The following is a 13914-nucleotide window of genomic DNA, read 5'->3' as shown; positions in this document are numbered from 1 at the left end:
TCAGGCGGACGGGGTGTGGAACCCGCTGTTCGGCACGCCGAGGTACGGGAACCGGTTCAGGTACGGGATGTCCAGGCTGTCGGGGGTGACCCCGTCGTCGACCTGGGCCGCCGCCGGGTCGGGGGTGAAGTTCTTGTCCACCAGGGCGTAGGTGGCACCGGCGAGGGCCCGCAGCTCGATCGCGACGACGTCGTCGAACACGCGCCTGCCGTTCGGGAAGCCGGCGAGGTCGCCACCGAGCAGGCCGTAGACGCTGGGGTCGGCCGTCGGCGGAATGGCCGTGTTGAGCCGCAGCTCGTCCGCCTGCGTCTGGCCGGTGGAGTTCTGGAAGCCGGGGATCAGGCCGGCCGGGATGCCGGTCAGCAGGATGGCGAGCAGGTCGGCACGCGGCGTGCCCGACTTGTTCAGCACGTCCAGGTTCGGGAACACACCGGGGAACAGGTCGGGTAGCAGCTGCGCGACCTCCGGCTTGGCGACGAACTTCGCGAACCGGCTGTCGCCGTCGGGCCCCTGGGTGTTCCAGAAGTCCTTCTGCCCCATGGGCACGATGACCTCGTTGAACAGCGGGTTGGCCAACCGCGACACCTGCCGGTACGGGCCGGTCGCCCACGTGTTGTTGAGCTCGGCATCCAGCATCCGCACGCGCTGGCGGCTCGCCGCGGTCCACACGCCGATGACCGCGCGCGGGTCGGCCGCGTCCCTGCCCTGGTAGCCGTCCCTGGTCAGGTCGGAGATGGGCAGCTGCAACGCGATCGTGTGCACGTTGAAGTTCTTGGTGGCGTTGACCCCCGGACCGGCCTGCGGGAACTTCTTGAGCCCGAAGTGCTCGTGCGCGTCGGCGAACGGGCGCGGGTCGAGCAGGTCGAAGACAGCACCGAGGTCGACGTAGAAGCCCTCCGCCCGCTGCCCCGCGAACACCCGGCGGCCACCGCCGAGGTCGTGCACGGCGGTATCGGCCAGCCTGCCGTAGTTCGGAGTGGACAGTGGGCCGATGTTGCAGGGCGGGCAGGGCACGCGCTTCGCGAGCTGCCGCGTGCGGCCGCGGGCGTCCTTGCGGGTGATCGAGTAGAACTGCCGGCGGTTCCAGTTCGGCGAGTCCAGCGTGCGGATCGGGCCCGTGTTGTACAGGAACGTGTTGAGGTTGCGGACCTCGGTGGTGAACCGGAACTGGTAGGTGACGTCGGGTCTGCCGTCGCCGGTGTTGTCGATGTTGATCTCGTAGAGGACGTCGTCGCCGAACTCGTAGAAGTTCGGGCCGCCGGCCGGCGCCTGCAACGGCACGTAGTTCGCGATCAGGGTGACCGTGTCGGGCTTGTCGGGGCTGACGAACGCGTAGACGTCGGTCGAGTCGGCGACCGGGTCCTTGGCGATCTCCGGGGCTTCGCGGTGGGAGGACATGTGTTCCGTTTCCCTTTCAGAGCGCCGTGACGGCGTCGGTCAGGCGCGCGGCGAACGCGTGGTCGGTGAGCCGGATGCGCTCCTGGCCGACGAAGACGTCGAACTCGCCGCCGGACCGGAGGTACACCATCACCGGCTCCTTCGGACCGTCGCCGGCGCTCTCGGACGCGCTGTCCCTTTCGGTGAAGGGGATCGACGCGACGGCGCCGACGGCCACCCCGGCCGCGGCCAGGCTCGCGCCGGTGAGGATGAGCTTGCGCCGGGACACCGTGCCCGGCTCACGCGGTTGCTCGTCGTGCAGCATGGGGGTAACTCCTTGCCGGTAGGGGGCGTGCCTCGCCCTCCACCACGCATTCGAGTCACCCGCGGCGACGGATTGCCGGCGTGCCGGGATTTTCTAGAGCAGCCGGAGCTGGACGTCCTTGGGCCTGCGCTTGCGGGCGTCACTCACACGCTCCGCGCTGTCCACTGTGGACAGGAACGGCGACCGGTCGCCGGCGTAGCTGAGGTAGAGGTGCCGCTGGGCGCGGGTCATGCCGACGAACAGCAGCCGCCGTTCCTCGCTCGTCTCCTCCTCGGTCGGTCTCGTGCCCGGCCAGCGCAGGGGCAGCAGCCCGTCCGCGCAGCCGACGACGAACACGACCGGGAACTCCAGGCCCTTCGAGGCGTGCAGGGTCAGCAGGGAGATGCGGTCGGCGCGCGGGTCCCAGGTGTCGACCTCGACGCCGAGGGACAGCTCGGTGAGGAACCGCTCGAGGTCGTCGCCGCACCGGTCGGCCAGCGGCGCCAACAGGTCGAGGGCGGTGTAGAGGTCCTCGTCGTCGCCGCGGCCGGTCAGGGTTCGGGCGGCGGTGTGGAGCCGGTCGCGGAGCGGGCCGTCGGCGGTGTGCCTCAGCTCCGCCGCCAGCCGGTCCACACCCGCGCGGTCGGCGAGCCGGTCGTGGGAGCGTTTCTGGCAGGGCCACCCTGCCTGGGACAGGGCGTCCACGACCGCGCGGGCCTGGCGGTCGGTCCGGTAGAGCACGGCGAAGTCGGAGAAGCCGAGGCCCTGGGCGTCGGTGTGGGTCTCGACGCGGCCGCTGTCGAAGGAGTGGAAGGCGCCGCCGCCGAGGAGCCGGTCGATGGTGTGCGCGACGAACTCGGCCTCGGCCCGCTCCGAGGGTGCGTGGTGGATGCCGACGAGCGCGTCACCGTACTCACCCACGGGGTGCAGCTCCCGGTCGGGCACGAGGGTGGTCGGCGCGATCATGCTCACCGCGGCGCTGATGATGTGTGCGCTGGACCGGTAGTTCCTGGTCAGCGTGACGGTCCGGGCGGCCGGGAAGTCCTGCGTGAAGCGGAGGAAGAACCCCACGTCCGCACCCCGGAAGCGGTAGATGGCCTGGTCGGGGTCGCCGATGGCGGTGAGGTTGCCGTCCGGCGTGGCGAGGTGGCGCAGCAGGCGGTACTGCCGCTCGTCGACGTCCTGGTACTCGTCGACGGAGACCCAGCGGTACCGGTCGCGGTAGTGGGCGGCGAGGGCGGGCTCGGCCTCGAACAGGGCGAGCGGCAGGTTGACGAGGTCGTCGAAGTCGACGAGGTCCCGCTGGCGCAGGGCCTTGAGGTACTGCTCGACGACGTGGCCGGTCTCGCCGTCGCGGCGGGCGGCGAGCACCGTGCGGGCGTCGTCCCCCACCTCCTCTGCGATGGCGAGCTGGGTGGCCTGGTCGGCGATCCCGAAGTGCGCGGACAGGCCGGCGCGGGCGTGCTGTTCACGCAGGATCCGCGCGCCGAGGGAGTGGAAGGTGGCGATGGTGAGCCCGGCCGCGCGCGCCGGGACGAGGGCCGCGAGACGCTCGGCCAGCTCCTCGGCGGCCCGCCGCGTGAACGTGATGGCGAGGCACTGCTCGGCCGCCACCCCCCGCTCGGTGACCAGATGCGCGATGCGGTGGGTGAGGGTGCGAGTCTTACCGGTCCCCGGCCCGGCGATGATCAACAGCGGCCCGGCCCCACTACCGGCGGCGACCCGCTGATCGGGATCGAGCCCGTCGAGAACCGATTCCCCGGCACGATCCCTGAGCACCTCACTCGGCGCCGGACCGGTCGGTCGCATCAGTTCGTCCAGCGCCGGGGTGGTGGCGCCGAGGACGCGGCCGGCGGGTGCGGCCGGGTCGTCGCGTGCGGGGCCGGTGGATCTGGTCAGTTCATCGAGTGCCGGGCTGGTGGTGGGTGCCGGGTCCGCGAACTCGTCGCGGTGGGCCGCGGGGGCGTGGAACTCCGGGTCGGGGAGGTCGTCGAACAGGCCGGGGCCGTCGAAGATCTCGTCCGGTTCCGGGGCCGGTTCCTCGGGTTCCTCCTCCGCCAGCACGGGTTCCGGCTCGGGAGGGGTGGGGCGGGCGGCCAGTTCCGGCACGTCGTCGAACAGGCCCGGCTCGGCCACCGGCTCGTCGTCGCCCGCCGGCTCCTCGAACAACGACGGCGGCTCGTCGAACAGGCCCTCGAACAACGCTGGTGCCGCCACCAGTTTGCGGCTGGTCAGCTCCCCCGGTTCGAACAGGCGGATCTCGCCGTACTCGCCGTCGTAGCCGGCGTGTCTGATCACCTTGCCGCGGCGCAGCCTCGTCAGCGCCTCGGCCAGCAGTGGCCAGCCGCGGTCGAACTCGGTCGGCGGGATGTCCCGCAGGATCGACAGTTCCGGGCCGAAGGTGGCCGTCAGCCTGTCGATCTCCGTGAGGACCTTCTTGCTCTTCGGGCCGGTGCCGACGATCTCACTCATGATCTCCGGCAGGGGCACCAGGTTGTCGAACTCCGGCGCACCCGCCGGACGGTGTCCCTCCGGCCGGTCGGCCAACTCCTCGACCCGGCTCAGCACGCCGACCGTCACCGGCTTCCCGCACGTGGGGCACGTGCCACCGAGCGAACGGGTCTCCACCGGGTCCAGCCGCACGCCGCACTTGCGGTGCCCGTCGACGTGGTACTTGCCCTCCTCCGGGAAGAACTCCACCGTCCCGGCCAGGCCCTCGCCCGTCTCCAGCGCGGCGCGCACGGAGAAGTAGTCGAGAGAGGTGTCGAACACCGTGCTCTCCCGCCCCAGGATCGGCGGTGAGTGCGCGTCGGAGTTGCTCACCAGCCGGTACCGGTCCAGCGACGACACCCGCCAGTTCATCGCCGGGTCGCTGGACAGACCGGTCTCCACCGCGAAGATGTGGTCGGCCAGGTCGGCGTAGCAGTCGGCCACCGCGTCGAAGCCGGACTTCGAGCCCAGCACGGCGAACCACGGCGTCCACAGGTGCGCGGGCACCAGGTAGCCGTGCTCGCTCGACTCCAGGGTGATCTCCAGCAGGTCCCGGGAGTCCAGCCCGAGAATGGGCCGGCCGTCCGAGCCCAGGTTGCCGATCTTGCCGAGGCGGGCGTTGAACCGGGCCACGGAGTCGAAGTCGGGCAGGTAGACCAGGTGGTGGACCTTCCGGGTCCGGTCGCCGCGCTTGTAGATCGTCGAGATCTCGACCGACAGCATGAACCGCACGAGCCGGTCGGCGAGACTCGGCGGCAGCCGGCGCGCGATGTCGGCGTCCAGGTCCTCCCGCAGCCGGAACAGCCCCGGTTCGGCCGGCACGAGGTTCTCCCGCAGGTGCTCGAACCACGCCGGATGCGTGAAGTCACCCGTGCCGACCAGCGTGACGCCCTTGCGCCGCGCCCACCACGTCAGGTGTTCCAGGTCGCAGTCCCTGCTGCAGGCCCGGGAGTATTTCGAATGTATGTGCAGGTCGGCATGGAAACGCACCGCGCGATCCTGCCACAGGGCGGCGTCGGCGAGCGGTCACCACGCCGGGCCGCTACGGCACGAGCGCGATCTTGAGGCGGCCGACGGCCGGGCGCAGCGCCGACAGGTACGCCTCCTTCGCCTCCGCCATCGGGTAGGTGTCGGTGACGTACGCGGCGGCCAGGTCGCGGTGGTCGAGGAGGAACCGTTCCGCGGCGGCGAGGTGGGCCGGCCAGTTCGTGGTGGCGCCGGCACGCAGGACCAGCATCTTGTCGAAGAATCGGCGCATCGGCAGCACGTAGTGTTCCTCCGGCAGGCCGAACACGTAGACCTCCCCGTGCGTCCGCGCCGCCTCGACGCAGTCGGCGAGCACGTCCTGGCTGTGGCCGATCGCGTCGACCACCAGGTCCGGGCGGTCGTCCGACAGCCCCGCGGCCCACTCGCGCGTCTGGGCGACGACCGGCTCGTCGATGCCGAACACCGCCGCCACGGCGGTGCGGTCCACCCGGTCCACGCCGGTCACGTGGTAGCCGCGTTCCTTCAACGCCGCGCCGAACAGCATCCCGATGGGACCCAGGCCCAGCACCGCCGCCCGCCGGCCGGGCAGCGCCCCCACCCGGTCCAGCGCACACAGCACGGTCGCCAGTGGCTGCGCGACGATCGCCTCGCCATCGGACAGTGCGTCGGCGAGCGGGTGCAGCAGTTCGGCTCGTGCCACGACCACCTCGCGCAGGCCGTCGGACGTCGAGACCTTGCCGACCACCCGCTCCCCCCGGCGCAGCCGGTCGTCCGCGGAGGCCACCACGTCGCCGACGATCTCGTGCAGTGGCGCGCCGACCGTGCCGGTGTGCGGGAAGCCGACGTCACGCACGCCGGCGAACGGGGGCAGGTCGCTGCCGCAGATGCCGCCGAGCCGGAAGCGCACCAGGACCCTGCCCGGCGGCAGGTCCGCCGGGTCCGGGTCGGGCACCTCGATCCGCTCGAACTCGTACGGGGCGGGTTGCCGCAACGCCCACACGCCGAACCTCCCGTGCTCACCGTCGACGAGGGTGATCCACTCCCGACCTCCCCCAGAGTAAGGGGAAGCCGGTGGTACCGGTACGGGCCGGCCCGAGGCAGCGGACCGGGAACTCCCGCGCCGCCTCGGGCCGGCTACCTCGTCACCGCTGGTCGAACCGGGCCGCGAGGACCAGCGCGGCGGCGATGAACACCAGGTTCTTCACGACGAACTCGCCCGCGGACGCGAGCAGCAGCGGATCGCCGTGCTGGAAGGTGACACCGGACTGCATGACCAGCGACAGGAACGTGCCGGCCAGATGCGCGACGAGCACCGCGCACACCAGGAAAATGCCGCGCCCGACGAACATCCCGATCCCGATGGCCATCTCGAACAGGCCGATGGCGGGGATCAGCCACGCGCGGTCGAACCAGGGCAGCGTGCCGGCCACGAAGTCGCTGACCGGCGACACACCGATGACCTTGAGCGCGCCGAACCAGAAGAAAACCACGCCGAACGCACCGCGCAGGAGCGGCAGGCTGATTCTGCGCAACTCGTTGCCGAACTGCTCCTCGACGGTTCGATACTTTCGCAGCGCGGACGGGAGGGTACTCACGGAACATCTCCTCCTCACCGAGGGAAAGAAAGCCCGCATACCCGCAAAATGCGAACTTGACAGCTCAACCACCTTGACACGACGTGTCCGAATGTCGCCATACCCCCAGGGGATAGACAATTCACACACCGGAACACATCGGTGTTTGGAATTTGTCCAGCAACGCCTTCCCAACAGGTGCTACACGTGCATGCAAGATCGCCAACCGCCGTCGGACCGGCCAGCTGCCCACACAGTGGAGTGGAAGTTTCGGTCACGCAACGCGGCCGCCGCGGCGGGCCGCAACCCCCAGGGGATACCCGCACGCGCATTTCGTTGACCCCTCGTTTCGGCAAGCCCAGTATTGAGTCGCCGCAAACGCGCCGCGATGGTGGTCGCCGGGTTGACCGCCACGTTGCCGTGACCGACAAACCACTGACACGATTCACATTCTCGGCAAAGCTTTTCCCAAAAGTTTCCGCTACGACGTCGGGGGTCGCAATGGCCAGCAAATCCACTGGACTCAGCCGCAGGCGTTTTCTCGGCGGAATAGGCGCGGGCGCCGCCGTCGCCACCCTCCGCCCCGCCGAGGCGCTCGCCTCGGTCATCACCGAGGCGGCCGGCGGGTCCGTGCGCGCGTCCGACACCTTCGGCCGCATCTTCTCGCTGCAGCCCTTCGCCGACCTGAACGCGTCGTCGCTGAAGTCGGCCCTCATGGCCATGGGCCAGCGCGGCGGCATCCTCGACGCCCAGGACCAGCTGTCCGCCGGTCCCGTTCAGCTGATCGCCGACCCGAACCTGAGCGCGAACAACCCGGACAACACCACCCACACCGCGGGCACCACGTTCATGGGCCAGTTCCTCGACCACGACCTGACCTTCGACGAGACCTCGCAGCTCGGCGTGCCACTCGACCCGCTGCGGGCACCCAACACCCGCACCCCCGGGTTCGACCTCGACTCGGTGTACGGCGCCGGCCCGACCGGCAGCCCGCAGCTGTACGACTCCGCCGACCGCGACAAGCTCCTGGTGGGCGACGGCGGCCTGTTCGAGGACCTGCCGCGCAACGCCAACGGTTCGGCCATCCTCGCCGACCGGCGCAACGACGAGAACCTCATGCTCGCCGGCCTGCACGCGGCGTTCCTGCTGTTCCACAACCGGGTCGTGGACCTGCTGCGCGCCCAGGGCCAGACGAACGTGTTCGCGGCCGCGCAGCGGCTCGTCCGCTGGCACTACCAGTGGCTGGTGCTGCACGAGTTCCTGCCGCTGTTCGTCGGGCAGGCACTCGTGGACGACGTGCTGCGGAACGGCCGCCGCGTCTACCGGCCCGCGGCCGGCCAGCAGTTCATCCCGGTGGAGTTCCAGGGCGCCACCTACCGGTTCGGCCACAGCATGGTCCGCCCGTCCTACCGCGCGAACCTGCGTGGCGACCCGGGCGGGAACCCGGCGACCGGCGCACCGGCGTTCTTCGGCATGGTCTTCGACCCGGCCGGGCAGGGCCAGGCCGACCCGGTGGACCTGCGCGGCGGGGCACGGGCGCCACGCAGGTTCATCGGCTGGCAGACGTTCTTCGACTTCGGCGGCGCCTTCACCGCGGACCTGCGGCACAACAAGCGGATCGACACCAACATCTCCACCCCGCTGTTCGACCTGCCGCTGGCGACCATCCCGTCCGCGGACCCGCCGACCTCGCTGGCCCAGCGCAACCTGCTGCGGCACATCACCTGGTCGCTCCCCTCCGGCCAGGACATCGCGAGGGCCCTCGGCCTCACGCAGGTCCTGCAGGCACAGGACTTCCCCGAGCTGCAGCAGTTCGGGCACGGCCTGCCCAGCTCCACGCCGCTCTGGTACTACACCCTCAAGGAGGCCGAGGTGCTGGCCGGTGGGGCGCGGCTGGCCGGGGTCGGCGCGCGAATCGTCGCCGAGGTGTTCATCGGCCTGCTGCAGCTCGACCCGACCTCCTACCTCGCGACCAACCCGTCCTGGACGCCGACGCTGCCCAGGCGGACCGGGTCGGTGGGCGACTTCCGGATGGTCGACCTGCTGACGTTCGCCCGCGTCGATCCCGACAATCGCGGACAGTAGTCGCTCGATCGCTGTAACGTGTACCCTCGCTGTGCCGATGGAAGGGTTGGGAGCGCTCCCAAGGATGCGGAGGTCCCGTGGCAACGGCGCCAGCAGATCAGCAGCACAGCCTGCGCGTGGTCATCCGGTCCGAGCGCCGGATGTTCCGCGACGCGCTGACGGCGTGGTTGCGCACGCAGCCGGAATACGCGGTCGTCGGGCACGTCAGCAGGCTCGAGGACCTGGTGGCGCTGTGCCGGCTGCGCCAGCCGGACGTGGCGCTCGTCGACGTCGGGTCGGGGCACACCGACATGTCCTGGCTGCGGGACTGCGCCGCGCTGACCACGGTCGTGGTGGTCTACGAACGGCTGTCCGGCGCCGACCTCGGTGACCTGTGCCGGGTCGGGGTCGACACGCTGCTCCCCTGCTCGCACGGCCTGGACGCGCTGCTGGTGGTGCTGCGCCGGTACCTCAACGCCGCCCAGGAGTCCGGGGCGGTCCACGACGGCTTCACCGAGCTGGAGAAGCAGATCATCACACTCGTCGGCGCCGGGCACACGGTCCACCAGATCGCGCAGCTGCTGGAGGTCAGCACCTCGGCGGTCGCCAACACCAAGCGACGCATCTACCGCAAGCTGGAGGTCGGCAGCCAGGGCCAGGCGATGGCGCGGGCGACCGCGCTGGGCATCGTCGCACGCCAGCCCCACCACCTGCTCGCCGACGCCTGCCCCGGCGCCATGCTGCCCGTCCTGCTGCGCGGCACCGGCCCGGCCCGCCAGCCCCTCACGGCCCCCCAGCTGGCCGGCGGGCAGGCGGTGAGCCCGGACATGGCGGCCGCGGAGTCCCTCGTGGTGCTGGTGGACCCGTCGCCGGGCGACTGGCCGCAGGCCGGCCGCCCGGTGGTGCTGGTGCGCACCGAGCCGCCGTCGCGGTCGGAGGTGCTCACGGCGCTCCTGCGTGGCGCCTGCGCCGTGCTGACCGCCGAACGCATCGGGACCGAGCTGGTGCCCGCGTGCACGCTGGCCGCCCACGGCTACGTCACGGTCGACGCCGACGCGGCCCGCGGGGTGCTCGACGCGCTGCAGACCCCGGCCGCCGGACTGCCCGAGCTGACCTCCCGCGAGCTGGACATCCTCCGCCTCATCGCGGACGGCAACACGGTTCGACAAACCGCCCGCGCCCTGGGCATCGCGGCGAAGACCGTGGAGAACACGCAGTCCCGGCTGTACCGGAAGCTGGGCGCCCGCAACCGCTCCGGCGCACTGGTGGCCGCGCACGCGCTCGGCCTGCTGGAGCTGGCACCGTTCGCGCCACAACCGTAGACACGCACCCGCTCGGCTGCCACAACATGCCTATGACACAACCCGAGACGGGTGCCGGTACACAGATCATGCTGGCCGAGTACACGGCACTGCGCACCGAGATCGAGCGGCGGACGACCGTGCAGTGGAACGTCTTCGCACTGCAGCTCGCCTCGGCCGGCGCGATCGCCGGCGTGGCGATCTCCGCGGCCGGCAACCTGGCCCTGCTCCTCCTCATCCCCCTGTCCTCGTACCTGCTCGGCAGCCGGTACATCCTGCACGACTTCCACGTCAAGCTGATCCGCCGCTACCTGCGCGACTCACTGGCGGCCAGGCTGTCCGGCCACCTCCAGTGGGAGGTGTGGCGCAGAACCGAGCTCTCCACGCCCGTGAGCCGCGGCTGGTTCAGCGTCACCGGGTGGAACCTCACACAGCCCACGAGACTGGCGTTCGAAGGAGTCGCCGTGCTCGCGCTCGTCGCCGGCGCCTGTGCCGCGGCCTACCGCTGGTGGCTCACCCCCACCACATGGCCGCTGCTCGCCGGGGCCGGTGCGGGTTGGTCGCTCGGCGCGGTCGTCATCGTCGCGTTGCACCGTGCCTTCGAGCGGGCTTCCGATCTCTGACCCACCGCGGGGTAACTCGCCCCTTGCTATCGGCACAACACACTTCTCGTGGCCGTGCGCCGGAACCGATGATCCAGAGGGGCGTTCATGCCCACACTGGGGTGCGGTCCTTCGTCGTGTCGTGTGACCGGCGGCCAGGGCCAACCAGTCTACTCGGGGGTGGGGTGGCGCACGTGCTACGGCTTCTCGGGCCGGTCGAGGTCGTCGTCGGTGGGCGGTCGTTGGATCTCGGTGGGCCTCGGCAGCGGACGGTGCTCGCGATGCTCGGGCTCAACGCCGGGCGGGTGACCTCCATCGACGCGATCATCGCCGCCGTGTGGGGGGACGAACCGCCGGAGACGGCGCGCGGGCAGGTCCAGGTCTGCATCTCCTTGCTGCGCAAGGTGCTCGCCGTGGCCGGGCACCCGGGTGCCATCCGGACCGTCTCGCCCGGCTACCGGCTCGAGCTGGGCGCCGAGGACGTCGACACGGCGCGGTTCACCCAGCTCGTCGCCACCGCCGAGCGCGCCGCCGCGGACGGGCGGGTCGCCGAGGCCGTGGCCGGGTTGCAGACCGCGCTCGCACTCTGGCGCGGGCCGGCGCTCGCGGGGCTCGACAGCGAGCTGCTCCAGCGCGGCGCGACCGCCCTTGACGAGCGGCGGCTCACCGCCATCGAGGAGCGGATCCGCCTGGACCTCCAGCTCGGGCGGCACCAGCAGCTGGTGTCCGAGCTGCACGACCTCGTCACCGAGCACCCGCTGCGGGAGCGGCTGCACGAGCTGCTGATGATGGCGCTGTACCGGTCGGGCCGGCCGGCCGAGGCGCTCACCGCCTACCGGCACGCACGCGAGGTCCTCATCGAGGAGATCGGGGTCGAACCCGGGCAGGAGCTGCGTGCGCTGGAGCGGGCCATCCTCAACCGGGACCCCGCGCTCAGCCCCGACGTCCCGGTCCAGCCCCCGGTGACCGCCGTGCCCAAGCAGATGCCCGCCAGCATCGCGGACTTCACCGGGCGGGAGGCCGAGATCGCGGGCATCGTCGGCATCCTCACCCGGCGGGCCGCCGGGTACGCGGTGCCGGTCGTCGCGGTGTCGGGGCGGGGTGGGGTCGGCAAGTCGAGCCTCGCCGTCCGGGTCGCGCACGAGGTCGCCGAGCACTTCCCCGACGGTCAGCTCTACGCGGACCTGCGCGACGGCGACCCGGCCGACCAGCTCGCGCGTTTCCTCCGCGCGCTGGGCATCGCCGGGCGGGCGGTGCCCGAGACCGTCGACGAACGGGCCGCGCTGTACCGCAGCACGCTCGCCGGCAAGCGGGTCCTCGTCGTGCTCGACGACGTGCCGGCCGAGGAGCAGGCGCTGCCGCTGCTGCCCGGGAGCCCCGGGTGCGCCGTGCTCACCACCAGCCGGGTCCGGCTCGGCAGCCTGCCCGGCGCGTACCACGTCGACCTCGACCCGCTGGACACCGCGACCGCGCTCGCGCTGCTCAACCGCATCATCGGCGACCGCCGGGTGCGGGCCGAGGAGGCCGACGCCACCGAGCTGGTCGGCCTGTGCGAGGGGCTGCCGCTCGCGTTGCGGATCGGCGGGGCGCGGCTGGCGTCCCGGCCCAACTGGCGCATCGGCGGACTCGTGGACCGCCTCCGCGACGAGGGCCGCCGGCTCGACGAGCTGTCCCACCGCAGCTGGACCCTGCGCTCGAGCATCGCGGTGACCTGCGAGAACCTGAGCCAGGACGCGCGGCGGCTGTTCCGGCTGCTCGCGCTGGTCGACACGCCGGAGCTGGACGCGTGGACGGCCGCCGCCCTGCTCGACACCGGCCTCGCCGACGCCGAGGACGTCCTGGAGAGCCTGGTCGACGCGCGGCTGGTCGACGCCGTCGAGTACCCGCAGGCGCGGCGCGTGCGGTACCGGCTGCACGACCTGGTCCGCGTGTACGCCAAGGAGCTGCCGACCACCCCGTTCGAACGGGACGCGGGCCTGCGGCGGGTGTTCGGCGCCTGGCTGGCACTGGTCGACGCGGCGCACCGCGCCGAGTACGGCGGCGACTACACGGTCGTCCACAGCACCGCGCCGCGCTGGCAGCCGCCCGACGCCGACCCGGCCACCTACGTCGGCGCCGCCCTCGCGTGGTGGGACGCCGAGCGCGTGGCGCTGGTCGCGGCCGTGCGGCAGGCGGCGCGGACCGGGTTCGTCGCGCAGTGCTGGGACCTGGCGCTCACCTGCGTCACCCTGTTCGAGGTCAAGGGCTACTTCGACGACTGGAAGGCGGTGACGCTGCTCGCCCACGACGTGTCCGCGCGGGCCAGCGACCACAACGGCGTCGGCGCCATGCGGTACTCGATGGGGACGTGGTGCATGTTCCAGTCGCGGCTCGGCGAGGCCGACCAGTGCTTCGCCGACGCGGTGGACGCCTTCACCAGGGCGGGCAACGGACACGGCGGCGCGCTCGCCCTGCGCAACGCCGCACACGTCGACGGCCTCCGCGGCCGCCACGACGCGATGCTGGTCAAGTACGACGTCGCGCTGGCGACGATGCGCGCGGCGGGCGACCGGATCGGTGAGGCGCACATCCTCCGCAACCAGGCCAGGCACTGGCTCGACACCGGGGACGTCGAACGAGCCCGCGCCCTGCTGGACGAGGCGCTGACCATCTGCCGCGACGTGGGCTGCCGCCGGGCCGAGGCACAGGCCGTCCACACGCTCGCCGAGCTGCACCTGACGGCCGGCGAGTTCGACCGGGCGCGGGAGGCCCTGCACTCGGTGCTCCGGATCGTCCGGGCGGTGAGCGACAGGATCGGCGAGACGCACGCGCTGTACGCACTGGGCGTCCTGCGGCAGCGGGAAGGCCGCTGCGCCAACGCGGCGACCACGTTGGCCCACGCGCTGGAGCTGGCCGAACACGTCCACGAACGCATGGTGGAGGCGAAGGCCCACCACAAGCTGGGCGAGATCGGCCTCGGCCGCGGCGACTTGCGGGCGGCGCTGCGGCACCTCGAGGCCGCGCGGGGGCTGTTCGTGGAGCTGAGGTCGGCGGCGTGGGAGGAGAAGACGGCGGCCCTCCTCGTGGACGCACGCGCTCGGCTCGCCGGGTCCCCGGCCCCGCTCGCGGCGCCGCTTGCCGACGACGCGGCCTCGACGGCGCACAAAGCAGCCTGATCCCCCTTCTCCGCTGTTGTGCCCACGGCGCCCCCGGTGCTCCGGTGCCCCGCCCGATCC

At 71.8% G+C, this 13914-nt stretch carries 9 protein-coding genes; 4 read left to right on the top strand and 5 right to left on the bottom strand.

What is annotated here, in order from left to right; genetic code table 11:
• The 5 genes from ACJ73U_RS28685 to ACJ73U_RS28665 form a co-directional block, all read right to left on the bottom strand.
• Entirely contained in the window at positions 1-1398 is a 1398-nt protein-coding gene (locus tag ACJ73U_RS28685) for a DUF4331 domain-containing protein (protein ID WP_407780841.1), read from the bottom strand.
• 16 nt (positions 1399-1414) lie between these two features.
• Positions 1415-1702: a hypothetical protein gene (locus ACJ73U_RS28680; RefSeq protein ID WP_407780840.1), complete on the bottom strand. Its 288-nt coding sequence runs from the start codon at positions 1700-1702 to the stop codon at positions 1415-1417.
• 93 nt (positions 1703-1795) lie between these two features.
• A complete protein-coding gene (locus ACJ73U_RS28675; RefSeq protein WP_407780839.1) occupies positions 1796-5161 on the bottom strand; it encodes a UvrD-helicase domain-containing protein in 3366 nt (1121 codons plus the stop codon).
• Between the two features lie 52 nt (positions 5162-5213).
• Positions 5214-6158 (bottom strand): zinc-binding dehydrogenase, encoded by a 945-nt coding sequence (locus ACJ73U_RS28670; protein ID WP_407780838.1) that lies wholly within the window; start codon positions 6156-6158, stop codon positions 5214-5216.
• Positions 6159-6300: 142 nt separating this feature from the next.
• Entirely contained in the window at positions 6301-6753 is a 453-nt protein-coding gene (locus ACJ73U_RS28665) for a hypothetical protein (RefSeq protein ID WP_407780837.1), read from the bottom strand.
• A gap of 480 nt (positions 6754-7233) precedes the next feature.
• Between ACJ73U_RS28665 and ACJ73U_RS28660 the strand changes: the two genes are divergently transcribed.
• The 4 genes from ACJ73U_RS28660 to ACJ73U_RS28645 all read left to right on the top strand — a co-directional run bounded on the left by ACJ73U_RS28660 (position 7234) and on the right by ACJ73U_RS28645 (position 13854).
• Complete coding sequence (locus tag ACJ73U_RS28660) at positions 7234-8817, top strand: peroxidase family protein (RefSeq protein WP_407780836.1); 1584 nt, start codon at positions 7234-7236, stop codon at positions 8815-8817.
• Between the two features lie 77 nt (positions 8818-8894).
• Positions 8895-10118 carry a LuxR C-terminal-related transcriptional regulator gene (locus tag ACJ73U_RS28655; RefSeq protein WP_407780835.1) on the top strand — a complete coding sequence of 408 codons (1224 nt, stop codon included), beginning with the start codon at positions 8895-8897 and terminating at the stop codon, positions 10116-10118.
• A 32-nt stretch (positions 10119-10150) separates the two neighbouring features.
• Entirely contained in the window at positions 10151-10720 is a 570-nt protein-coding gene (locus ACJ73U_RS28650; protein ID WP_407780834.1) for a hypothetical protein, read from the top strand.
• A 173-nt stretch (positions 10721-10893) separates the two neighbouring features.
• On the top strand, positions 10894-13854 hold the full coding sequence (locus ACJ73U_RS28645) for a BTAD domain-containing putative transcriptional regulator (protein WP_407780833.1): 2961 nt from the start codon (positions 10894-10896) through the stop codon (positions 13852-13854).
• Positions 13855-13914: the final 60 nt, after the last annotated feature.

The organism is Actinophytocola sp., from assembly GCF_045807065.1.
Lineage (GTDB): Bacteria > Actinomycetota > Actinomycetes > Mycobacteriales > Pseudonocardiaceae > Actinophytocola.
Note: the sequence above shows the minus strand (reverse complement) of the source record. Positions and strands in the feature narration are given on the sequence as shown.

Bases quoted from the DNA above. Each gene is read 5' to 3' on its own strand.
- ACJ73U_RS28660 (WP_407780836.1), top strand. From the start codon at position 7,234: ATGGCCAGCAAATCCACTGGACTCAGCCGCAGGCGTTTTCTCGGCGGA.
- ACJ73U_RS28685 (WP_407780841.1), bottom strand. From the start codon at position 1,398: ATGTCCTCCCACCGCGAAGCCCCGGAGATCGCCAAGGACCCGGTCGCC.
- ACJ73U_RS28650 (WP_407780834.1), top strand. From the start codon at position 10,151: ATGACACAACCCGAGACGGGTGCCGGTACACAGATCATGCTGGCCGAG.
- ACJ73U_RS28680 (WP_407780840.1), bottom strand. From the start codon at position 1,702: ATGCTGCACGACGAGCAACCGCGTGAGCCGGGCACGGTGTCCCGGCGC.